Here is a 22,868-nt window from a genome sequence, read left to right as displayed (position 1 = left end):
ATCAAGCGGGAGTGCGGCCGAACGACGGCGGCCGGTCGGCAGCCGCGCGGCCAAAGGCGCGATTGGGCGTGCGCGACATGGTGAAGCGCAAGGTGCCGCCCTTGATCAGCTCGGCATGCGGGATCCAGCTGCGCGTCCAGGGGCGGCCGTTCCAGCGCACCGCAGCGACATAGGGCGTGTCGGGGCGGTTGCCCGGCGCCTCGATCACCAGCCGGCGCCCTTCCCCGACGCGCAGCTCGGCACGCTCGAACAAGGGTGAGCCGAAAACATAGGCGGCCTCGACCGGGTCGACCGGGTACAGCCCGAGCGCCGAGAAAACGAACCAGGCGCTCATCTGGCCGCAATCGTCATTGCCGATGATCCCGTCGGGATCGTTCTTGTACATCTCGACGCACAGCCGCCGCACCATCGCCTGGGTCTTCCACGGCGCGCCGGCATAGGCATAGAGATAGGGCGCATGCTGGTCGGGCTCGTTGCCATGCGCATATTGGCCGACCAGCCCGGAAATGTCGGGCGGTGCGTTGGCGGGCAGGGTCGAGGGCGCGTTGAAGAGGGCGTCGAGCTTGGCCTCGAACTTGGCGTCGCCGCCGAGATGCGCGATCAGGCCGTAGATATCGTGCTGGTTGAGCACGGTCGCCTGCCAGCCATTCGCCTCGGTATAATCACGCCAGTCAGGCGTGGGCATATGGCCGAGCTGGATCGGATCGTAGTTCTTCCACCAACTGCCATCGGCGAAGCGCGGACGGGCGAAGCCGATCCCGGCATCGATGACATTGCGCCAATTGCCCGAGCGCTTGCGCAGCCTCTCGGCGTCTGCGCCCGCCCCTGCCGCGCGCGCAAGCCGTGCCGATGCCCAATCGTCATAGGCATATTCCTGCGTCCGGCTGACGCTCTCGTTGACCTTGTCCGCGGGGACATAGCCGAGCCGGTCGTAAAGATCGCGGCCACGGCTATTCTCCTTGTCGGGCGCGGCGAAGTCGAAGCTGCGCTTGCGGATCGCCGGCCAGGCGGCGGCGTAATCCGCCTCGATGCCCTTGGCATGCGCCTCGGCCAGCGGCACCACGCCATGCCAGCCGATCATCGTGCCGGTCTCCTTGCCCTGCAGCGGCCATACCAAGGGCCCGAATGGCGATTGCGCGGTCTGGCGGATCAGGTCGTCGATCAATTGCTTGGTTCGCTCAGGCGCGACCAGGGTGAGCAGCGGGTGCAGCGCGCGATAGGTGTCCCATAGCGAGTAGCTGCTATAGGCAGCACCGTCGGCGGGCGCATGTTGCACCTTGCCGTCGAGACCCGGGTAGCGGCCATCGACGTCCGAAATCAGGGTCGGCGCAACCTGCGCGTGGTACAGCGCCGAGGCCAGGATCGTCCGCTGATCTTCGGTGCCACCTTCAACGCGCACCGTGTCTAGCGCGCCGCGCCAATAGTCCGCCGCGACGCTGCGCACGCGATCGAAGTCCCAGTGCGAGGTCTCGGCCTGCAGGTTGTTTCGCGCGCCTGCGACGTCGACCGCCGAGATGCCGCAGCGGATCATCACCGTACCAGCATCGTCATAATGGAGCACCGCCTTGAGCCGCTTGCCGGCGACCCGCGTCGATCCGGCGGGCTGCGCGACATCGCCGTCGCCGATCAGAGTGACGCGATCGGGCCTTCGCGAAAATTGCATCGCGAAGAAGATCCGCCGGCCCTTGGCCCAGCGGAACATGCGCCGCGTGCCGGTAAGCGTGCCCTCCTCGTCGAACGCGAGCATCGCCTCGTCGATCAGCGGCCGCGCGCCGGGGCGGTCGGCGACCAGATGCGAGAGGTCGACCAGCAAATGCCCGGCGCCCTTCGGGAAGCTATAACGGTGCCAGCCGGTGCGTTCGGTGACGGTCAATTCGGCGGCGACGCCATTCTCCAGCCGCACGCGATAATAGCCCGGCTCGGCATGTTCGTCGGCGAAACGCTGGCGATACCCGCTGCCGGGCTTGTCGGCCTCGCCTGATTGAAGCCGGACCGGTCCGGTGCCGGGCACGACGAGGACATCGAGCATGTCGCCGATGCCGGTGCCCGACAAATGGGTGTGCGAGAAGCCGAGGATCGAGCTGTCGCCACGATGATAGCCCGAGCAGGTCTCCCAGCGCTCGACCCCGGTGTCAGGGCTCAACTGCACCATCCCGAACGGCACGGTCGCGCCGGGATAGGTGTGGCCGGTGCCGCCGGTGCCGATGAACAGATTGGGCTCGGCGAGCCGAAACGGCGTGCGCGCGCGGGCCGGCAGCGCGATGGCCGCCATGCCGAAGGCAGTGGAGGCGAGCAGCTGGCGGCGCGTGGTCACTTGGGCAGTTCCTGCGCTTCGCCGCTCAGCGTGAAGTCAGCCCATTGGCCGGGCCCGTCGCCGGGCTGGCCGCCGCCCACCCACAGGCGATAGGCGCCCGGCACCACGCGCCGCGTACCGTCACGCGCGACGCTGCTGATGCTGCGCGAGTCGAGGGTGAAGCTGAGCGTCTGCGCCTTGCCCGGCGCGAGCGCGACGCGGCGGAAGCCGACGAGCTGGCGCTGGAGCACGGGACTAGTGAACGATCCGCCCTTCACCGCGGGCGGGATGAGATAGGCCTGAACGACCTCCTCCCCTGCCCGCGCGCCGCTGTTGCGGACAGTGACGCGGACCTCGACCGGCGCGTCGGTGCGTGCGCCCTTGGTGGAGAGCGCGCGATAGGCGAACTCGGTATAGCTCAGCCCGTGCCCGAAACCCCAGAGCGGCGTGCCGGTGAAGAAGCGGTAGGTGCGCTCCTTCATCCCGTAATCGACGAACGCGGGCAGATCCGACGCCGACTTGTAAAAGGTGACCGGCAGGCGCCCTGAGGGATTGTTGATCCCCGCCAGCGTCTCGGCGATCGCAGTGCCGCCCGCCTCGCCCGGATACCAAGCAGTGAGGATCGCGTCGGCCATCGCGGGATCGACCGCGACGGCGCTGCCGTTGGTCAGCACCAGCACCACAGGCTTGCCGGTGTCGCGCAGCGCCTGGAGCAGCCGCTGCTGGACGAGCGGCAGGGCGATGTCGGTACGGTCGCCGCCGACGAAGCCTGGGACGGTGACCTGGAGCGCCTCGCCCTCGAGATCGGGCGACAGGCCGAGCACGGCGACGACCACGTCCGAATCGCGCGCCGTCGCGACGGCCTGATCGAGCAGTGGCTGGGCCGGCGGGAGCCATAGCAGCCGCAGCCCCTCGTCCTCGCCGAAATGGTCGAGCTCGAGCCGGAAATCGTGACGGCGCCCGTCGCTGACGAACGGAAGTTCGACCCGGCCCTTGCCGAGCGGCCCCTGGTGGAGCGGCTTGCCGTCGATCCACAGCCGCACCGCGTCGTGCTGGGTGCAATCCTTCCAGCAGGCCGGGATGTCGAGCGCCAGGGTGTAGCGCCCCGGCCCCGGCGGCACGAGCGCGCCGGTCCAGCGCACCGCGAAGCCCTTGGCGTCGAGCCCGGCTGCCGGCGCGACGCGAGTATAGTTGAAGTCGATCCGGCGATCCTGGCGCACCAATGCGGGCGTTCCGCTCACCGTGCTGCTCGCGAAATATTCGGCCTTGAGTCCCGGCTTGCCGTCGGCGGCGAACGCGGTCTCGGGCACCACCACCGGCGCGCCGTCGGCGAGCAGCGAGCCCTGGGCGTAGCGGACATTCTGCGCGCCGAACTGGCGGCGGATACCCTCGAGCGGGGTCACCGGATCCCTGGCGGTGCCGTGATAATTGGCTTCGAGCACATTGAGGTCGTCGGCATCGGCCCCGATCACTGCGATGCGGCTGCCCTTGACGAGCGGCAACTGGCCCTTTTCGTTCTTGAGCAGCACGATCGCCTTGCGCGCAGCTTCGAGCGCGAGCGCGCGGTTGGCCGGCGTGCCGACGGCGCTCGGCGCGATCCGGTTCCACGGGCTGTCGGCGCCGAACAAGGTGCCGAGCGCCTGGCGGGCGGAGAGCGCGCGGGCGAGCGAGGTGTCGATCTCAGCCTCGGTCACCAGCCCGCGCTTCACCGCCTGCGGCAAGGCCGCGAAGGTGTTTCCGCAATTGAGATCGTTGCCGCCCTTGAGCGCCGCCGCGGCCGCGCCTGCACTATCGAGACGATAGTGATGGAACAGGTGGACATTGGCGACCGCGTCGCAATCCGAGACGGTGACGCCGGTAAAGCCCCAGTCGCCGCGCAGCCGGTCGATCATCAGCGAGGGCAATGCGCAGGCGGGAACGCCGTGGATCGAATTGTAGGCGCACATCAGCGAGCGCGCCTTGCCCTCGGTCACCGCGAGGCGGAACGCGGGGAAATAAGTCGATTCCAGATCCTGCGGGCTCGGATCGACGTCGAAGCCGTCGCGGCCGGCCTCGGGGCCGCTGTGCACCGCGAAATGCTTGGGCGTGGCGATGACCTTGGGGTGCGCCGGGTCGGGCCCTTGCAGCCCCTGAATGAAGGCGACGCCGAGGTGGCCGGTGAGGTACGGGTCCTCGCCATAGGTCTCCTGCCCCCGCCCCCAACGCGGATCGCGGAAGATGTTGATGTTGGGCGACCAGATCGTCAGCCCCTCATAAATCTGCCGGTCGGCACCGATCGGCCGCGCGTTGAACTTGGCGCGCGCCTCGGTCGCGACCACGTCGCCGACGCGCTGCATCAGCGCCGTGTCCCAGGTCGCGGCAAGCCCGATCGCCTGGGGGAAGACGGTGGCATATCCGTTGCGCGCGAGCCCATGCAGGCCCTCGTTCCACCAGTCATAGGCCGGGATGCCGGCTTCCTTGTCGGCGGGCGCGGTGCTCTGGAGCTGCGCGGCCTTCTCCTCGAGCGTCATCGAGGCGATCGCCTTGGCGACCGCATCGGGATCGGGCTCGGCGCCGGCGAGCAGGAACGGCAGGATCATGATTGCGGCCCCAGGGTCCGAAGAGTGAGGGCGCGCTTGAGCGCGGCGGCGGAGGCGTCCGAGCGGACCTCGATCGTCGCGCTTTCGCCGGGGAGGAGGTCAAAGCCGTCGTCGCTCGGCTGCGCCGCGAGAGCGCCGAAATCGAGCATCACCGCGCGGGCGAGCGCCCCCGCCGTGATCGTCACGCGCTTGCCCTCCCAGCGCGCGGTCAGCGCCGGCGCGGGATAGAGCATGTCCTTGGGCAACGCGCGCTCGACGATTACCCGCGATACGCTGCGCCCGTCGATCAGCAGCTCGGCGACCGCATAGCTCGCGCCGGCATCGGCACCGGCGAACAGGTCAGCGTCGGCAATGCTCGCCGCCTCCTGTGCACCGAGCGGGGCGAGCGTCACCGCCGAGCCCCTGGCGCCGAGCGGCTTACCAGCCATATCGAACGCCCGGATGCGCCACTCGGCCGCGATCGGCGTCGTCGCATCGGAGGCCAGGGCGACGCGCGTCGATCCGTCCTTGTGCTCCGTAAGGATCGCCTGCGGGGCGAAGAAACGGCGCGCGGCATAGTGCAGCAACTTCCACTGGCCGTAATAATCCACGCTCGCCCAGGAGATGCCCGGCCAGGTGTCGTTGAGCTGCCAGTATAGTGAGCCCAGAGTCACCGGGCGGCAGCCGCGGTGGTGCCGCGCCGCCATGTCGATCGCCTGCGCCTGGTTGACCTGGGTCAGGTAGACCAGATCGGCGAAGTCGGTCGGCTTGCGCAGGCGCTGGTCGAGATAGAGCCGGAGGCGCGCATTGCCCTCGCCCGCCAGGAACTTCTGGTGCGCCTTGAGCACCGGGCTGTCGATCGCAAGCGCACCCTTCCCCGCGAAGTCGCGGATCGTCGACAGATCGGGCATGCCCTGGAAGCCATATTCGGACATGAAGCGCGGGCAGCTGTCGAGATAGCGCTCGACCGGCTTCGACCCCGACCAGACGTCCCAGAAATGGCGGTCGCCGTCCTTGTCGGTGTCGGTCGGGCCGTCATAATCGGCCGAGGGCGAGCCGGGCCAATAGGGTGTGCCGGGCGCGTGCTTGGTGACCGCCTCGCGCAGGACGCGGTCGAACAGCACCGCCATGCCCGCGCCGATCCGCTCCTGCGCGTCGGCGCCCCCCCCCCCCCCCGCTTCTTGAACGCCTTGCGATCGGACCAATTCTCCCAGCCCGACAGCACTTCGTTGCCGCCCGACCAGCCGACCAGCGACGCATGCGGCTGGAGCCGCTCGACCTGCTGCTCGGCCTCGATGCGGACATTCTCGCGATAGGCCGCATCGGGCGGGGTGACCGATCCGCCAAACATGAAGTCCTGCCAGATCATCAGCCCCATCTCGTCGGCGATCCGGTAGAAGGCGTCGTCGAGATAATAGCCGCCGCCCCAGACGCGGATCATGTTCATGTTGGCGTCGCGCGCGCTTTCGAGGATCTGGCGGATCTGCGCCTCGGGGACGCGCGACGGAAAATTGTCGAACGGGATCAGGTTGGCGCCCTTGGCGAAGACCGGCACGCCGTTGATCCGAAAGCCGAAGCTGCCGTCCTTGCGGATGAATTCGGTGGTGCGCAGCCCGATCTTCTGGGTGACCCGGTCCTCGGTCGCGCCGCCTGCGTCGAGCGTCGCCTCGACGGCGTAGAGCGGCTGCGCGCCATAGCCGACCGGCCACCAGCGCTGCGGGCTGGCGACGGTCAGCGGCGCGCTTACCCAATTCTCGCCCGCGGCGAGGCTGGCGATGCGGCTGACTTCGACCTGCTTGCCGTCAGGTCCGGTGACGCGGGCACGCACCGTGACATTGGCGGGCGCGCCCGCAACGATCCGCCAGCGCGCGACCAGCCGCGCCTCGCTGTCGTTGAGCGCTTCCTGGTCGACGCGGAAATTGTCGATCCGCGCTTCGTCCCACGCCTCGAGCCGCACCGGCCGCCACACGCCGATATTGACCAGGCGCGGACCCCAATCCCAGCTGTAATGATATTTGGGTTTGCGGATATAGGGCGAGGTCTGCTTGCCCTTGGGCTCGTCGCCGAACGCCGAATCATATTCGCCCGGCAGCGGATTGGCCTCGGCGAGCACCATCGGCTGGAGCGTCGCGATCGGGGATGCGATGCGGACGATCAGCTCGTTGCGCCCGGCCCTGAGCGCCGCCTTGGCGTCGATTCGCCAGCGGCGATGCGCGTTGTCGGTCGTCAGCACTTGCCTGCCGTTGAGCGTCACCGTGGCGAAGGTGTCGAGCCCGTCGAACACCAGTTCGACATGGTCGCGCGCGAGCATCGCCGGGGTCACGTCGATGACTTTGCGGAACTGCCAATTGGTCAGCCCCGCCCATTGGATCGGCGCTTCGTTGATGCCTTTGAACGGATCGGGGACGCGCTTGGCGGCGATCAAATCCTGCTGGACGCTGCCGGGAACGCGGGCGGGGAACCACTTCGCCTCTTTGGGGTGCGCCTTGACCTTGTCGGCATCGACCGGATCGATCCGCACTTCCCATGCGCCGTCGAGCGACAGCGCATCGCGCGGCGAAGCCGTTGCGGCAACGCTCGCGAGGAGCAGGGGCAATAGAGCAAGCGATCGGGCGGCGCGCCGGCGAGGGCGATCTGCTTGGCGAACTCCGACAGACTGCATTCGCTCACTCCACTGACGCCGCAAAGGCTCGGCGCACGGCGATGTAACCAATATGGGTCCTGCGGCACAATAGGCGGGTTCGGCAATCTGCTCGCTGCATAAACGCGCAGGCTCAACGGCCCTGTGACATTGCCCCAAGAGCCACATACCAATATGAATCCATTGCCATGCCATTGCCCGATCCAGCTCGTTGCGATAGCGTTGTCATCAACCCGGGGCGACGGCTGCAGGGCACCGTAGGGGAGATTTGATGGCTTTTTCGGACCAGGTGGGGCGTTTCCGCGCGGACAATCCGTCCCCGCTCTACCTCCAGCTTCAGCAACTCATCCGCGACGCGATCGGCTCGGACGTCTTGACCGCCGGCAATGCGATTCCGCCGGAGCGCGACCTCGCCACAGAATATGATGTCGCGCGGATCACCGTTCGGAAGGCGATCGTCGGGCTGGTCGAGGAAGGCCTGCTGACCCGCCGCCGCGGCGCCGGCACCTTCGTCACGGGGCGGGTCGAGAAGAGCTTCTCCAAGCTGTCCTCCTTCACCGAGGACATGGCCGCGCGCGGGCGCAAGGCGAGCAGCAGCTGGATCTCGCGCGCGCCCGGCAAAGTGAACCCCGAAGAGGCGATGATGCTCGGCCTGTCGCCCGGCGCGCCGGTGCTGCGCTTCGCGCGCATCCGCTATGCCGATGACGAGGCGATGGCGCTCGAATTCTCGACGATCGCCGGATATTGCCTCGCCTCGGTCGAGGTCGTGCAGGACTCGCTGTACGATGCGCTCGAAAAGGCCGGCAATCGCCCGGTGCGCGCGCTGCAGCGGCTGCGCGCGGTGCCCTTCGGCAGCGAGCACGCCAAGATGCTCGGCGTCGATCCCGGCCATCCCGGACTGCTGATCGAGCGCCGCGCCTTCCTGCGCGACGGCCGGCCCGCCGAAGTCACGCGGTCCTATTATCGCGGCGACGCCTATGACTTCGTCGCCGAGCTCAGCGACCTCTAGTATCAGTTGGGAGTAACCTGATGGACCGCCGCGAACTTCTGCTCGGAGGCGCCGGCGCCTTGCTCGTCGTGCCCCAGCGCGCCGGGGCCGCGGCTTCGCGATCCGGCGACGGCGACGGCTTCCCGATGCCTGCGCCGCAGCGGCGCCTTCCCGCGCGGCTTCCCAATCCGGACCCGTCGCGTACCCTGCTCGAACTCGGCTGGCGCTTTCACGAAGGCGACATCGTGGCGCCGGAGCCGCAGGGCCACAATGCGACCTATCTGAGCGTCAAGGCGGGCAATGCGCCGGGCGCCGCCGCGATCGCCTATGACGATTCCGATTGGGCCGAGATACGCCTTCCGCACGATTGGGCGGCGGCGCAGCCCTTTGTCGAGACCGCCAACGTCTCGCAGGGCTATCGCCCGCGCGGGATCGGCTGGTACCGCCGCACGCTCCGCCTCGACCCGGCCGACCGCGGCAAGACGATCGAGCTGCATTTCGACGGGATCGCGACCAACGCGACGATCTGGGTCAATGGCAGCATCGTTGCGCATAATTGGTCGGGCTATAACAGCGTCCATGTCGACCTGACGCCGTTTGCGCGCTTCGGCGACGAGACCAACATGATCGTCGTGCGCGTCGACGCCAACGCCAAGGAAGGCTGGTGGTACGAGGGCGCCGGGCTGTATCGCCACGCCTGGCTGGTCCGCCGAGCGCCGGTGGCGATCGTCAGCGACGGGGTGCATTGCGATCCGCGCCGCGCGGACGATGGCAGCTGGCAGGTCCCCGTCGCCGTGACTCTCGCGAGCATCGAGAGCGCCGCCGCGGCTGTGACCGTCGAAGCCACGCTGCTCGATCCAGCGGGGCGGGAGGTCGCGGCCGGCCGCGCCGATCTGAGCGTTCCCGGGCTGGACCGGGCAGATGCGGCACTGGTCCTCGACGCCGGGCGCCCGACGCTGTGGTCGGTCGAGACGCCGACGCTCTACATCGTGCGCACGCGGGTGCTGCGCGGCGGCGTCGCGGTCGACGAGCGGCGCATTGCGGTGGGCTTCCGCAGCGTGCGCTTCGACGCCGACAAGGGACTGTTCGTCAACGACCTGTCGGTCAAGCTCAAGGGCGTATGCCTCCATCAGGATCATGCCGGGGTCGGGGTCGCCATCCCCGACGCACTGCTCGCCTGGCGGCTGGAACGGCTCAAGGCGATGGGCTGCAACGCGATCCGCATGTCGCACAATGCGCCGACGGCCGAACTGCTCGACTATTGCGACCGGATGGGCTTCCTCGTCATGGACGAGAACCGCATCTTCAATCCCGCGCCGGACTATCTAGCACAGCTCGAATGGCTGGTACGGCGCGACCGCAATCATCCCAGTGTCATCCTGTGGTCGGTGTTCAACGAAGAGCCGATGCAGGGCACCGAGGCCGGGGTCGAGATGGTGCGGCGGATGTCGGCGGCGGTGCGCCGGCTCGACGACAGCCGGCCGGTCACCGCGGCGATGAACGGTTCGTTCTACAATCCGGCGAACGTTTCGACCGTGGTCGACGTGATGGGGTTCAATTACTACCAGGCCGATTATGACAAGTTTCACCGGCTGAACCCGACCGAGCCGATCACCAGCTCGGAGGACACCAGCGCGTTCGAGACGCGCGGCGCCTTCGCCACCGATTCCGCCGGGCACGTGATCACTTCCTACGACACCGAAGCGGCAAGCTGGGGCGGCACCCACCGCGACACATGGAAGAATATCGCCGAACGTCCTTTCGTTGCGGGCGGCTTCGTGTGGACCGGGTTCGACTATCATGGCGAGCCGACCCCGCATGACTGGCCGACGATCTCGAGCTTCTTCGGTATCGTCGATCTATGCGGCTTCCCCAAGACCGCGTTCGACATTCACCGTGCGCATTGGATCGACGACCAACCCATTGTGGCGATCGCGCCGCACTGGACCTGGCCGGGCCGCGAGGGGCAGCCGATCAAGATATTCGTCAGCAGCAATGCCGAAAGCGTCGAGCTGCGGCTGAACGGCCGCGTGCTCGGGGTGCAGCAGGTCGACCGGATCATGGGCAATGAATGGACCGTGCCCTACGCACCCGGCCGGATCGAAGCGCGCGCGATGCGCGGCGGCAAAATCGTCGCCACGGCACTGCATGAGACTGCAGGGACGCCCGTCGCGTTGCGGCTCACGCCTGCGCGCACCGTGATGGCGGGCGACGACGAGGACACCCAGACGATCACGATCGATGCGGTCGACGCGCGCGGCCGGCATGTGCCGACCGCCAATCTGAAGACGCTGTTCGCGATCGAGGGCGGCACGATCCTCGGCGCCGGCAATGGCGATCCCAACAGCCACGAACCCGAGCAGTTTGGCAGTCAGCCGGGCAAGCGCTCGCTGTTCAACGGACTTGCGCAGGTGATCGTCCGCGCAGGGACCGGGCGGGGACGGATCACCGTCCGCGCCACTGCCGAAGGGCTCAAGCCGACATTGCTCGCGATCGATCGCGCCGATGTCGCGCCGCGGCCGCAGGTTCCGGCGACGCCGCTGGCGGCGCTGCAGGTCCGCGAATGGCGGCGCTCGCCAATACTGGCGGAACGGCCCGATCCCACGCTCGCCCCGGCCGACGGCGACAACAACAGCTGGGACATCGTTCGCAGCGGCCAGTCCACCCCTTCCGAAACCCGGCCGGGCTGGCGCGTCTATCGGACGCGGGTGACGCCGTGGAAGCGGGTCGCGGCGGAAGGCGGCGTGATTGCTTTCGACGCGATCGGCGGGCGCGCCGAATTGTGGATCGACGAGGTGCGCATCGCCGTCAAGGACAGCACCGCCACCGGGCCGCTGCGCGCGCGGATCGCGCCATCGGGCGGACCGCGCATCGTCGCGCTGCTCGTCGAGGCACCAGCGGGCCAGGCCTCGGGAATTCTCGGTCCGGTAACGATTGCGGCAAACTGAGGCGGCTGCCCGCGCCGGGCGCCGCCGCACCACCGTCAGGCGCATTTGCGGCTTTCGCTGCAGCTGCGAATACGGCAGGGACCGCGAAAGCTTTCGGGAGTTCGCATGTTTCGAGCGATGTACGATTGGGTGCTGCGCATGGCGCATCACCGCCATGCGCTGCCGGCGCTTGCGGCCATCTCCTTTGCGGAGAGCAGCTTCTTCCCGATCCCACCGGACGCCATGTTGATTCCGATGATCGTCGCGCGTCGCGACCGGGCATTCCGCATAGCGGCGGTGTGCACCATCGCCTCGGTGCTGGGCGGCATGCTGGGCTACTATATCGGCTATGGCCTGATGCAGACCGTGGGCGCGTGGCTGGTGCACGCCTATCATCTCGAGGCCAAGCTCGAGACCGCGATCCATGCCTATCAGAGCGAATATGGCGCGTGGATCATCCTGCTGAAGGGCCTGACTCCGATCCCCTTCAAGCTGGTCACCATCGCCAGCGGCGCGGCGAGCTTCAATTTCCCGCTATTCGTCTTGCTCTGCACGATCACGCGCGGCGCGCGCTTCTTCATCATCGCGGCATTGCTCAAGCGGTTCGGCGAACCGGTGCAGGCATTCATCGAAAAGCGCTTGAATTGGTTCGCCTGGGGGTTCCTCATCCTTCTGGTCGGAGGTTTTGCCGCGGTGGCAATGCTTTAAATCGACGATTGATCACTTGTGCCGCAGCATGCGATCTGGTTCATTCGTGGTTCAAGGTCGCCGAATCAAAGTCGCAACGCTTCAGAAGGGGACGAACATGTTCAAGAAACTTGCGGTGATCGCAGCCGCGTCTTCCATGATACTCGCTACTACTGCGGCGCAGGCGAACTCCGCCGCTGCGCTCAGCCTGCGCAATGCGCCCGTCGTCGAAGGGCGTGCGAGCACGGCAGCGGCCAAGGACAGCAAGCTGGTCCCGGGCGGTCCGCTGTTCGCCATCATCGGCATCGTCGCGGTGGTCGGCCTGCTCGAAGTCACCGGCGTCATCAACATCTTCGGTGACGACGACGATTCCGACAGCAACTGATCGCTGCGGAAAGGTTTGATCCAAACGGGAGGCGTCTCGGCCAGGTCGAGGCGCCTTCCTCGTTTGTGAGCTTCGCCGAGAGCACCCAGGCCGGGGCACTGGGCGGCTTGCTTTTGCCCCCTGCCCTCGCTAGATACCCGTCCCAATCCGACAGCGTGATGGGAACACGCCGGTCCTTCCTCGGAAGGAGCGGCGGCGGACCCATGCCTCGCCGAAGGGCCCATTTTTTCTGACGAGGAAGCCCCGGTGGCGAAAACCAGTCCCCTCGAGTTCATGCGGCAGGTCCGCGCCGAGACGAGCAAGATCGTCTGGCCGTCGCGCCGCGAAACGATCATGACCGGCGTCATGGTGCTGATCATGGCGACCCTGCTCGGCGTGTTCTTCCTCGGCGTCGACTCGTTTTTCGACTTCGTCGTCCGTTCGCTTCTCCGTCTGGCCCAGTAAGGAATACGACACGCATGGCGCGCTGGTACATCATCCACGCCTATTCGGGCTTCGAGGGCAAGGTCCGCGACCAGATCCTCGCCGACGCGACCCGCCTTGGGCTCGACCAGTTGGTCGAATCGGTCGAGGTCCCGACCGAGACCGTCACCGAGGTTCGCCGCGGCAAGAAGATCCAGTCCGAGCGGAAGTTCTTCCCGGGCTATGTCCTCGCCAAGCTCGAGATGAACGACGACGTCTATCACCTCGTCAAGAACACGCCGAAGGTGACGGGCTTCCTCGGCTCCTCGGGCAAGCCCCAGCCGATCAGCGAAGCCGAGGCCGCGCGCATCCTCAACACCAAGGAAGAAGCCGCTGCCGCGGCACCCAAGGCGCGCGTCCATGTCGATTACGACATCGGCGACACGGTCAAGGTCACCAGCGGCAACTTCGCGACCTTCTCGGGCGTGGTCGAAGAGCTCGACTTCGACAAGAGCCGGGTCAAGGTCTCGATCTCGATCTTCGGCCGCGCGACGCCGCTGGAGCTGGGCTTCGAGGACGTCGAACGCGTTAAGTAACCGCGCCTGACATCGGGTTTTGCGAATACGAAAGGCCGGGGCGAAAGCTCCGGCCTTTTGCGTTGGCGCTCTCAGCGCTCGCCGAGCATCGCTTCCTGCTGCTCGATCGTGGTGCCCAGAGCGAGTTGCCGCCACTCCGCACCGGTGAGACAGATCAACCGCGGCTTGTTCCAATTGGGCAAGGTCAGCCGGCGGCAGACTCGCGCGCCTCCGGCCGGATTTGGGCGTGGGGGCTCGGCAGCCGGCGGCGGAACGAAAGTGAGCTGGAGGACGCTTGCGAGCATTGCCGTCAACATGATTGCGCTTCCCCTGTGGGCCGTCACGCCCCCCCCCCAGATGCCGGAGCCGCCGTTGCCCATGGCTGAACCAGGATGCTTAACGCGCAACGGGTCCACGCGCGAAAGGGCCGGAGCGGATGCCCCGGCCCTTCCGTCTCAAGGATCTCCGCCCTCAGAAACTATAGCGCAGCGATGCCGAGACGGTCCGGCCGTTGATCGCGCGACCCGAACCCAGGCCGTTGGCCGGGATCGTGCTCTGCGAGATCTCGAAGAAGCCGATCTTGTCGAACAGGTTGTTCGCGTTGATCATCAGCTGGACGCGGTCGACCGGGCGGAACTGGACGAACCCGTTGACCACGGTGAAGCCCGGCATCTTGAGCAGGTTGCTGTCCTGCGCATAGCTGCTGGTCATGCCGGTGACGTTGGCGCCGATCGTGAACATGCCCGTCTCGAACTGCGGTGTCGCCTCGAAGGTCCAGGCGGGCTGGTGCCGCGGCTCCATGCCGGTCAGCGTCGCGTCGAGCTTGTCCTCGGTGATCTTCGCCTTGGTGTAGGTCGCGCCGGCAGTGATGCTGAACGGCCCCTGGCGATAGCCGCCCTCAAGCTCGAGCCCGTAAGCGCGATAGGCGCGGATGGTGTAGTTGCCCGAGCCGTTGAGCACGTTGTGATCGTCGGCAAAAGCGAGGAACGCCGTCGCATTGAGCGTCGCGCCGGCCTTGCGGAACTTCATGCCCCCTTCGAGCTGGCGGACCTCGTCATATTTGTCGCTGCTATTGGCGACGCTGCCGTCGGTGGTGCTCACGACCGGGGTGAACAGGATCTTGTCCGAATTGGCGCGCGCGCCGCGGCTGTAGCGGGCGAAGACCGACAGCGGCTCGGCGATGCGATAGTTCACGCCCGCCGAATAGCTGAGATAGCCGTAATTATAGTCCACCGGCGCGGGCTGGCTGAGCGGCAGCGTTGAGACACTGCGCTCCGGGACGCTGATCACGCCGTCGCCGTTCATGTCGAACGAGGTGAGGCCGACCCGGCCGCCGCCGAGGTCCGCGCCGAACAGCGAGCCGCGGACGCTGCCGCTATCATAGCGCAGGCTGCCGCCGATCGCGATCTTGCCGATGTGATAGTTGACCGAGCCATAGGGCGCGGTGATGTCGTACTTGACGTCGAAGATGCGGCGGAACTTGCTCGTGCGGCCGCGGCCAAAGGCATAATAGCCCGCCAGGGTCTGCGACACGTCGTTGGCGCCGACGATGTTGATCATCGCGGTCTCGCCGTCGCCGGCGATGTCGACGTCGATCGCCGAGTGCAGCCACTCGGTGTGGATCGTCTGGATCGCCTTGTAGAGGCCGGCGGTGACGGTGAGGTTGCCCTCGCCGGCCTTCCAAACGCGGGTGGCACGCAGATCGTTGGTGAAGTTGTCGAGCGAGCGCGCCCGCGTTTGCGCCATGTAGAACAAGGCGAGCAGGCCGTTGCCGTTGATCAGCGAACCCGGCGCGATCACCTGTCCGGCATTCGGACCGGTCGCATAGCTGGCAGTCGCGCCGGCGCCGCCCTGCGACGCCGCAAACGCCGCGACGGTGTCGGCGGCATTGGGGAACACGCGCAGGAAGTCGCCCGAATTGGCCGAGAAGCGCGCGCGCTCGCTCAGCGTGAACCCGCCAACATCGAACTGCGCCTCGAAACCGACCGACTTGGAGACCGGATGCATGCCGCCCGAAACCGAGAAGCTGGCGAGCTTGTTCTCGCCGTCGAGCGTGCGCACCGCGGTGATATAGGGCGACAACGCCGAATCCTTGCGGATGTCGAAGCCGGGCAGGTTCTCGATCACCGGTTTGTCGTTGGTGCCGGTCAGCTTGAAGTAATAAGGCGCGAAGGTCGGCGAGCGATCGTCGAGATACTTGGCGTAGAGCCGGACATAGCCGTTGCTGAACTGGCGCGTGACGTTGAGCTTGATCTGCCCGCCCTTATACCCGTCGAAACCGATGTTGCGCGGCCCCTCGCCCCAGCGATAGAAGCCGCCGACATGGAAGCGCAGGCTGTCGCTCAGCTTGCCGCCATAATCGACATCGACGCGGTTCTCGCCATAATCGAGCCCGCGGGTCAGCTGGATCGCGCCGCCCTGGACCTCGCCGGTCTTGGAAATCAGGTTGATCAGGCCGCCGGGCGAGTCCGAGGCGAAGGTCGATGCCGATCCGCCGCGGATCGATTCGATCGCGGCGAGGTTGAGATCGGCGCGCAGGAACACGTCGTTGCCGACGTTGAAGATGTCGCCGAATTCCACGACGGGGAGCCCGTCTTCCTGGATCTGCATGTACTTCGAGCCACCGGCTGCGAGCGGCAGCCCGCGTACGGTGTAGTTCGCATTGCCCTCGCCGATCCCCGATTCGATGCGCAGGCCGGGCATCGCACGCAGAATGTCGGCGAGCGGCCGCGGTCCGAGCTTCTCGGCTTCGCTGCCGCGAAGCGCGCTGGTCGAGGTCGCACTGTCGAGCCGGTCGCGGCCCTTGGCAACACCGGTCGAGAAGACATCTTGCGCGGGGCCCTTCGACGAGGCGATCTTGGGATCAGCGACAGAGACGTCGGCCTGCGCCGTAGAATTGGCGGAATCACCAGCAACCTGGGCGGCGGCCGGATAGGCAATCGCAACGGAGGTAAAAGCGAGCAACAGACAGCGCAATTTCACGGAACCCACCCCTAATTCTTTCCAACTATCCCTCTGATCTTGATTATAGGCGGGTGACTTGGCGGAGTGGTCTTTGTTGAAACATTCCGGACATACTGTGACACATGGATCACAGCCACCGTTGTCATAAGGGTTTGCGCTGCGGCCGGTTTTGCGCTACGGGCGCCACCTTCCAAAGCACCAGCTACGGAAACCTGCGGGAGGGCGCTTCGGCGTCCGGCTGAACCGCTAAACTTGATCGGGGCCTTTCAGGCTCCCTGAAAGAGAGTGACATGGCAAAGAAGATTACCGGCTATATCAAGCTGCAGGTGCCTGCGGGCTCTGCCAATCCGTCGCCGCCGATCGGCCCTGCTCTGGGTCAGCGCGGCGTCAACATCATGGAATTCTGCAAGGCGTTCAACGCCCAGACCGGCGACCAGGAGAAGGGCACGCCCCTCCCCACCGTGATCACCGTCTATGCGGACCGTTCGTTCTCGTTCGAGACCAAGACCCCACCGGCGACCTATCTGCTCAAGAAGGCCGCGAACCTCAAGTCGGGCTCGAAGGAGCCGGGCAAGACCAGCGCGGGAACCATCAAGCGCTCGGCCGTCCAGGCAGTTGCCGAGGCGAAGATGAAGGACCTGAACGCAAACGATATCGAGGCGGCCACGAAGATCATCGAGGGCTCTGCCCGCGCGATGGGCCTCCAGGTTGTGGAGGGCTAAAGACATGGCAAAGCTGACCAAGAAGCAGAAGACCTGGACCGTCGACGGCGAGAAGCTGCACGGTGTCGACGAGGCGATCGGCATCGTCAAGGCGAACGCGACCAGCAAGTTCGACGAGACCGTCGAAGTCGCGCTCAACCTCGGCGTCGATCCGCGCCACGCAGACCAGATGGTCCGCGGAGTCGTCACCCTGCCCAAGGGCACCGGCAAGACGGTTCGCGTCGGCGTCTTCGCGCGCGGCGCCAAGGCTGAGGAAGCCACGGCTGCAGGCGCAGACGTCGTCGGCGCCGAAGACCTGATGGAAGCCATCCAGGGCGGCAAGATCGACTTCGATCGCTGCATCGCCACCCCCGACATGATGGGGCTGGTCGGTCGCCTCGGTAAGGTGCTGGGTCCGAAGGGCCTGATGCCGAACCCGAAGCTCGGCACCGTGACGATGAACGTCGGCCAGGCGGTGAAGGACGCCAAGGGCGGCCAGATCGAATACCGTGTCGAAAAGGCCGGCATCATTCATTCGGGCATCGGCAAGGCGTCGTTCCCGGCCGAGGACCTGCGCGCGAACTTCGACGCACTGGTCGACGCCGTGATCAAGGCCAAGCCGGCAGGCGCCAAGGGCAAGTATGTGCGGAAAGTCGCGCTGAGCTCGTCGATGGGCCCGGGCGTCAAGGTCGACGTGGCGGAAGTCGCCACGGCCTGATCCACCTGACCGGAAATGTCGAGGGGGCCGGGAGCGATTCCGGCCCCCCTTTTCGTGAGCGGGACATTCCAGGCGGTCCCAGGGCGCGGAATTTCCGGAATGGCGCGGACGCGGCGATCCGCCTATCGGGTGCGCGATGCAGGTGCGCGATGACCATCGATTCTGACCCCATGCGGCACGTGGGCGGGGTGCAGGTGCGCCCGCCGCGCAAGAACCTGATGCTGGCCGCGACGATCGAGTGCGGCGGCACGCGCGCGCCGGTACGGATCCGCAACCTCTCAGAGAGCGGCGCGATGATCGATGGGGCCGCGCTTCCCGATCCCGGCGCCGCGCTGGTGCTGTCGCGCGCCGAGATCACCGTCGGCGCCATGGTTGTGTGGCGCGAGGCCGGGCGATGCGGGATCCGGTTCGACTCGGTGGCCGCCACGGTGGATGAGTGGGTGACGGGGAAGCGACCCGCCACTTTCGCAGGTCAGCAGGGCCAGGCCCGCGTCGACGCGATCCAGGTTGCAGCCCGCGCCGGCATGCTGCCGCCCGAACCCGTGCCTGCCCCGACAGGACAGATCGACACCGGCGAGCTCGACCGGCGCGTCGCCGAGGAAGTCATCCACGTCCAGCGACTGATCGACGCGCTCGGCGAGGAACTCGTCGAGGACCCGGTGATGCTCCAGCGCCATATGCGCCTGCTCCAGAACCTCGATCGCGCCAGCCAGATCCTCGAGCATCTCGGCGCAGTGCTCGCCGCGCCCGATCGCGCCGCCGCGGTGCAGGGAATTTCAATGCAGGACCTTCGCGAGCGCCTGCTGCGCAAACCTATCTTCTGACGTCGCAGCAAGGCACCAGCCCGGCCGCAGTGCGTTCTGGCGGCATGAATACGGAGCCCGACATTACCGGCGGATGCGCGTGCGGCGCGGTGCGTTTCACGATCCGCGGCACGGCGGTGCGCGCCGGCCTGTGCCACTGCATGACCTGCCGCAAGGCGCATGCCGCGGCGTTCAATCCCTTCGTCGTATATCTGCGCGAGCAGGTCGAAGTCCGCGGCACGCTCCAGTGCTGGCGAAGCACGCCAGGCTATGAGCGGCAGTTCTGCCCACATTGCGGGTCGCGCGTGCTCGGCGGCAATGTCACCGGCGACGAGGTAGAGGTCTCGCTCGGCAGCTTCGACGAAGTCGGGCGGGTCGCCCCGGAATATGAGAGCTGGGTGGTGCACCGCGAGCCCTGGCTGCCGCCCATCGACATTCCGCAAAATCCCGGCGAGCGGCCGAGCGGCTAGCGCACGCTCACGCCCCGTAGAATTGGGGCAGCCAGTTGCGCGTCACCGTGACGCGGTCGCCGAGCTTGGCGGCGCGAAACAGCAACGCCGCGAATTCGTCGGGCAGGCCGATGCAGCCGTGCGTGGCATAGCGGTTGTCGACCGTATCGCCGCTGCCGTGGAGTGAGATGCCGTCCCAGGTCAGCCGCATCATGTACGGCATCGGCGCATTGTAGAGGTTCGAAATGTGATGGAGCTGCTTCTGGAGGATCGGAAAGGTCCCCAGCGGTGTCGGTTTCTCGTCTATGCCGTAAATCAGGATGGTGCGGCCGATCTCGATGCCGGCGCGATAGACGTAGAGCGTGTCGCGCGCGACGTCGGCGACGATCTCGATCTTGCCCGCGGGCGCGCGCTGTGGCTCCCAGAGATACTCGCCCTCCTCCAGCGGCGTGTCCGGGGTCAGGATCGCATAGACGATCGGGCCCTTCGCCGCGGCCGCGGCGGCATCGGAGGGCAGCAGCAGCGACGCGAGGAGGAGCATGAACGCGCCTCCTGCCGCTCGCCGGAACCGGCGGAGGAGCAAGGATCGAGTCTTCATGCGCGACGATATTGCTGGCAAAACTCGGCCTGGCTAGCATGGTTTTTCGACTGTTCCGCAGGGGCACAGCTTGACATTTCGTTAAGCATGATCGGTGGCGGCGGCGGGAGAGCGGGTCTTGAGACTGAACCGGCGGACGTTCATGGGCGCGGCGATCGCAGTCGGGCATGCCCCGTTGCTCGCCCGGCAGCCTGGGCGCACGCCGATCACCGGCTGGACTGGCACCACGGGCGGCGGCCGCGGACGCGTGCTGCGCGTCACCAGCCTCGCTTCCGAAGGTCCAGGCACGCTGCGCGAGGCACTGGCGGCCCAGGGACCCCGGCGGATCGTGTTTGCGGTAGGCGGGGTGATCGATCTCGCACGCAAGAGCTTGTCGATCCGCGAACCCTTCGTCACGATTGAGGGCGAGACCGCCCCTTCCCCCGGCATAACCCTGATTCGCGGCGGGATCTCGGTGTCGGCGCATGACGTGGTCCTCCGGCACATTCGGGTACGGGCCGGCGCCGATGGCGCTCCTTCCAAGAGCGGCTGGGAAGTCGATGGGCTGTCGACCAGCGCCGCGCACGACGTGATCGTCGACCATTGCTCGTTCGCCTGGGCGACCGACGAGAACCTCTCTGCCTCCGGCCCGCGCTTCGCCGGCGGCGACAATGTCGAGGCATGGCGGCAGCACACCTCGCGACGGATCAGCTTCACTCGGAATATCGTCGCCGAGGGGCTCTCGCTCTCGAGCCACGCCAAGGGCGAGCATTCGAAGGGCTCGCTGATCCACGACAACGTCACCCAGGTGCTGATCGCGGGTAATCTCTACGCGCATAATTACGAGCGCAACCAACTGTTCAAGGGCGGTGCCCAGGCGCTCAGCGCGAACAACCTGATCTACGACCCCGGCAATCGCTGCATGCATTATGCGCTCAACGAGGAGGAATGGTCTGGCCACCCCTGGGCGGTGGGAAAGCTGGCGCTCGTCGGCAATGTCGTGCGCGGCGGCGCCTCGACGCGCGCCGACCTGCCCTTCCTGATCGTCGAGGGTCAGGGCGATCTCGAATTGTTCGAGCGCGACAACGTGGCGACGCTGGCCGACGGACGACCAATGCGGCGGTTCGGTATCATCTCGAACCGCGATCCCAAGGCGATCCCCCTCTCCCACGCGCCGTTCTGGCCGCCTGGTTTCAAGGCACGCCCGGCGCGCAAAGTCGAAGCCTGGGTGCTCGCCGAAGCGGGCGCACGGCCCTGGGACCGCGATGCGGTCGACAAGCGCATCGTCGCCGAGGTACGCAGTGGCGGCGGGCGGGTGATCGACGACGAGCGCGAGGTGGGCGGGTATCCTAGCGGTTGACTCCTCCCCGCATTTCGCTATGTGCGCGCCTTCGCAGATGGGGTTCGCCTTGCCTGCGTTCCGTCCGAGACAGCGAGTGACCGGAATATGCCGGTCTTGATTTCTCGCCAAGACGGGGACAGATTTTTCGACCGACGACCCGCCTCGCGCGGAGCGTTCGGGTCACGCCAGGGCTGCCCTGGCCGCGACGATCGTGCCCCTCGGACAATGTGTAACCGGAGCCTCTCGGGGCTCCTTAACGAGGAGACCGGCATGGATCGTTCCCAGAAGGCTGATGCCGTTGCCGAGCTGAATCGCACCTTCAACGAGGTCGGCGTGGTGGTTGTCACCCGCAATCTCGGGATGACCGTCAAGCAATCGACGGACCTCCGCAACAAGATGCGCGCAGCCGGTGCGAGCTATAAGGTCTCGAAGAACAAGCTTGCCAAGATTGCCGCTGCGGACACCGATTATTCGGTGATCGCGGACCTGCTCACGGGTCCGACGGCGCTCGCCACCTCCGCCGATCCCGTGGCTGCGGCCAAGATCGCGGTGGAATTCGCCAAGACGAACGACAAGCTCGAAATCGTCGGCGGCGCAATGGGCAGCCAGCTGCTCGATGCGGAAGGCGTGAAGGCACTCGCGACGCTGCCGTCGCTGGATGAACTTCGTGCGAAGCTCGTGGGGCTCATCGTGGCTCCCGCGACCAAGATCGCGACGATCACTCAGGCACCGGCCGCGCAGATCGCGCGTGTTCTTTCGGCATATGCGGAGAAGGAAGCCGCATAAGCGGCCCCTTTGTTCGAGATCATTCCCTAACCTATCTGATTGATTGGAGTTTAATCATGGCTGACCTTAACGCACTCGTCGACCAGCTCTCCGAGCTGACCGTTCTCGAAGCCGCCGAGCTCTCGAAGCTTCTCGAAGAGAAGTGGGGCGTCTCGGCCGCTGCAGCAGTTGCAGCGCCTGCCGCCGGCGGCGCCGGTGGCGCAGCTCCGGCTGCCGAAGAGAAGACCGAATTCGACGTGATCCTGACCGGCGACGGTGGCAAGAAGATCAACGTCATCAAGGAAGTCCGCGCGATCACCGGCCTCGGTCTGACCGAAGCCAAGACCCTCGTTGAATCGGCTCCCAAGGCCGTCAAGGAAGGCGTCAACAAGGACGAGGCCGAGAAGATCAAGAAGCAGCTCGAAGAAGCCGGCGCGACCGTCGAGGTCAAGTGAGCCTGCGCGCATAAGCGCGAAGGACTCATCCCCGCGCAGGCGGGGATCCAGCTTCTGCTTCATGGCAGAGAACGAAAGGGCGGCCCCGCGGGGGTCGCCCTTTTTCGTTGCGTCCGGATCGTTTCTCGAGGAACCCGGTCGCGGACTATGCGTAATGGTGCGACTGCGTAACGAAATGGAGATGTGCATGCGTGACTTGCAACGGGCTGCGTTCCTGGCGATCGCTTCGGCCGCGGCGTTCGCCGCCGTCCCCGCCTCCGCGCAGACCGAATTCAGCGGCGCGGGCGAAACTTCCGAGCTCGATTGCGCCGGCGGCAGCGCCACGATCGAAGGCGCGAGCAACGTCCTGACGATCACCGGGGCCTGTACCAGCCTGACGGTCACCGGTGCGAGCAACCGGATCACGATCGATCTCGCCAAGGTATCGACGGTGCGCGTCGAAGGCGCGGGCAATGAGATCCACTGGCGCGCGCCCGGCACCGCCAAGCCGCGCCTCAACGTCGTCGGCGCAAGCAACCGGATCTCGCGCCTGCGCTGACCGCGGCTAAGTCCGGGCGAAACATAAAATCACGTTCGAGCAATGTGCGGCAAGGCTTTCTGACCGCCGAGCCTTGCCGCGCGCTAGGCATCCGGGAATG

At 66.6% G+C, this 22,868-nt stretch carries 21 protein-coding genes; 14 read left to right on the top strand and 7 right to left on the bottom strand.

The window, feature by feature from the left end; all coding sequences use genetic code 11:
* Window position 1: 1 nt before the first annotated feature.
* From AC3WJI_RS03610 to AC3WJI_RS03595, 4 genes are read right to left on the bottom strand one after another with little or no spacing between them, the layout of a single operon-like run.
* The gene (locus tag AC3WJI_RS03610; protein ID WP_492755891.1) at window positions 2–2,272 is read right to left on the bottom strand and encodes a GH92 family glycosyl hydrolase; all 2,271 of its coding nucleotides are present in this window, start codon (window positions 2,270–2,272) and stop codon (window positions 2–4) included.
* A gap of 38 nt (window positions 2,273–2,310) precedes the next feature.
* Complete coding sequence (locus tag AC3WJI_RS03605) at window positions 2,311–4,872, bottom strand: glycoside hydrolase family 3 C-terminal domain-containing protein (protein ID WP_492755876.1); 2,562 nt, start codon at window positions 4,870–4,872, stop codon at window positions 2,311–2,313.
* The gene (locus AC3WJI_RS03600; protein ID WP_492755875.1) at window positions 4,869–5,699 is read right to left on the bottom strand and encodes a glycoside hydrolase family 2 protein; all 831 of its coding nucleotides are present in this window, start codon (window positions 5,697–5,699) and stop codon (window positions 4,869–4,871) included. Before AC3WJI_RS03600 ends, AC3WJI_RS03605 begins: the two co-directional genes overlap by 4 nt.
* The gene (locus tag AC3WJI_RS03595; RefSeq protein WP_492755874.1) at window positions 5,588–7,447 is read right to left on the bottom strand and encodes a glycoside hydrolase family 2 protein; all 1,860 of its coding nucleotides are present in this window, start codon (window positions 7,445–7,447) and stop codon (window positions 5,588–5,590) included. The genes AC3WJI_RS03600 and AC3WJI_RS03595 overlap by 112 nt, the downstream gene beginning before the upstream one ends.
* A gap of 316 nt (window positions 7,448–7,763) precedes the next feature.
* Between AC3WJI_RS03595 and AC3WJI_RS03590 the strand changes: the two genes are divergently transcribed.
* The 6 genes from AC3WJI_RS03590 (at window position 7,764) to nusG (ending at window position 13,477) form a co-directional block, all read left to right on the top strand.
* Window positions 7,764–8,501, top strand: a complete 738-nt coding sequence (locus AC3WJI_RS03590; protein ID WP_492755873.1) for a GntR family transcriptional regulator — start codon at window positions 7,764–7,766, stop codon at window positions 8,499–8,501.
* Window positions 8,502–8,521: 20 nt separating this feature from the next.
* Window positions 8,522–11,428, top strand: coding sequence for a beta-galactosidase GalA (gene galA, locus AC3WJI_RS03585; RefSeq protein ID WP_492755872.1), 2,907 nt, complete (start codon window positions 8,522–8,524; stop codon window positions 11,426–11,428).
* 105 nt (window positions 11,429–11,533) lie between these two features.
* Window positions 11,534–12,115, top strand: a complete 582-nt coding sequence (locus tag AC3WJI_RS03580) for a YqaA family protein (RefSeq protein ID WP_492755871.1) — start codon at window positions 11,534–11,536, stop codon at window positions 12,113–12,115.
* A gap of 97 nt (window positions 12,116–12,212) precedes the next feature.
* The gene (locus AC3WJI_RS03575) at window positions 12,213–12,479 is read left to right on the top strand and encodes a hypothetical protein (RefSeq protein WP_492755870.1); all 267 of its coding nucleotides are present in this window, start codon (window positions 12,213–12,215) and stop codon (window positions 12,477–12,479) included.
* 246 nt (window positions 12,480–12,725) lie between these two features.
* Window positions 12,726–12,923 (top strand): preprotein translocase subunit SecE, encoded by a 198-nt coding sequence (gene secE / locus AC3WJI_RS03570; RefSeq protein ID WP_492755869.1) that lies wholly within the window; start codon window positions 12,726–12,728, stop codon window positions 12,921–12,923.
* 14 nt (window positions 12,924–12,937) lie between these two features.
* Entirely contained in the window at window positions 12,938–13,477 is a 540-nt protein-coding gene (gene nusG / locus AC3WJI_RS03565; RefSeq protein ID WP_492755868.1) for a transcription termination/antitermination protein NusG, read from the top strand.
* Window positions 13,478–13,548: 71 nt separating this feature from the next.
* Here the strand turns inward: nusG and AC3WJI_RS03560 are convergent, their stop codons facing one another.
* The gene (locus AC3WJI_RS03560; RefSeq protein ID WP_492755867.1) at window positions 13,549–13,773 is read right to left on the bottom strand and encodes a hypothetical protein; all 225 of its coding nucleotides are present in this window, start codon (window positions 13,771–13,773) and stop codon (window positions 13,549–13,551) included.
* A 154-nt stretch (window positions 13,774–13,927) separates the two neighbouring features.
* The gene (locus AC3WJI_RS03555; RefSeq protein ID WP_492755866.1) at window positions 13,928–16,438 is read right to left on the bottom strand and encodes a TonB-dependent receptor domain-containing protein; all 2,511 of its coding nucleotides are present in this window, start codon (window positions 16,436–16,438) and stop codon (window positions 13,928–13,930) included.
* A gap of 272 nt (window positions 16,439–16,710) precedes the next feature.
* Here AC3WJI_RS03555 and rplK point away from each other — a divergent pair, with 272 nt between their 5' ends.
* The 4 genes from rplK (at window position 16,711) to AC3WJI_RS03535 (ending at window position 19,112) form a co-directional block, all read left to right on the top strand.
* Window positions 16,711–17,142, top strand: a complete 432-nt coding sequence (gene rplK / locus AC3WJI_RS03550; RefSeq protein ID WP_492755865.1) for a 50S ribosomal protein L11 — start codon at window positions 16,711–16,713, stop codon at window positions 17,140–17,142.
* Between the two features lie 4 nt (window positions 17,143–17,146).
* Complete coding sequence (rplA, locus tag AC3WJI_RS03545; protein ID WP_492755864.1) at window positions 17,147–17,839, top strand: 50S ribosomal protein L1; 693 nt, start codon at window positions 17,147–17,149, stop codon at window positions 17,837–17,839.
* Between the two features lie 149 nt (window positions 17,840–17,988).
* Window positions 17,989–18,663, top strand: a complete 675-nt coding sequence (locus AC3WJI_RS03540) for a PilZ domain-containing protein (RefSeq protein ID WP_492755863.1) — start codon at window positions 17,989–17,991, stop codon at window positions 18,661–18,663.
* A 44-nt stretch (window positions 18,664–18,707) separates the two neighbouring features.
* Entirely contained in the window at window positions 18,708–19,112 is a 405-nt protein-coding gene (locus tag AC3WJI_RS03535; protein WP_492755862.1) for a GFA family protein, read from the top strand.
* Between the two features lie 7 nt (window positions 19,113–19,119).
* On the opposite strand, the gene AC3WJI_RS03530 is transcribed toward AC3WJI_RS03535, so the two are convergent.
* The gene (locus AC3WJI_RS03530; protein WP_492755861.1) at window positions 19,120–19,632 is read right to left on the bottom strand and encodes a L,D-transpeptidase family protein; all 513 of its coding nucleotides are present in this window, start codon (window positions 19,630–19,632) and stop codon (window positions 19,120–19,122) included.
* Between the two features lie 175 nt (window positions 19,633–19,807).
* Here AC3WJI_RS03530 and AC3WJI_RS03525 point away from each other — a divergent pair, with 175 nt between their 5' ends.
* The 4 genes from AC3WJI_RS03525 (at window position 19,808) to AC3WJI_RS03510 (ending at window position 22,768) form a co-directional block, all read left to right on the top strand.
* Entirely contained in the window at window positions 19,808–21,028 is a 1,221-nt protein-coding gene (locus tag AC3WJI_RS03525) for a pectate lyase (RefSeq protein WP_492755860.1), read from the top strand.
* Window positions 21,029–21,280: 252 nt separating this feature from the next.
* Entirely contained in the window at window positions 21,281–21,796 is a 516-nt protein-coding gene (gene rplJ / locus AC3WJI_RS03520) for a 50S ribosomal protein L10 (protein ID WP_492755859.1), read from the top strand.
* A gap of 56 nt (window positions 21,797–21,852) precedes the next feature.
* Entirely contained in the window at window positions 21,853–22,230 is a 378-nt protein-coding gene (rplL, locus tag AC3WJI_RS03515; RefSeq protein ID WP_492755858.1) for a 50S ribosomal protein L7/L12, read from the top strand.
* 187 nt (window positions 22,231–22,417) lie between these two features.
* On the top strand, window positions 22,418–22,768 hold the full coding sequence (locus AC3WJI_RS03510; RefSeq protein ID WP_492755857.1) for a DUF3060 domain-containing protein: 351 nt from the start codon (window positions 22,418–22,420) through the stop codon (window positions 22,766–22,768).
* The last annotated feature ends 100 nt before the right edge of the window (window positions 22,769–22,868 follow it).

It is taken from the genome of Sphingomonas sp. FW306-1B-B10E (assembly GCF_058782005.1).
The sequence above is the reverse complement of the archived record's forward strand: the minus strand, read 5'-3'. Positions and strand labels throughout refer to the sequence as shown.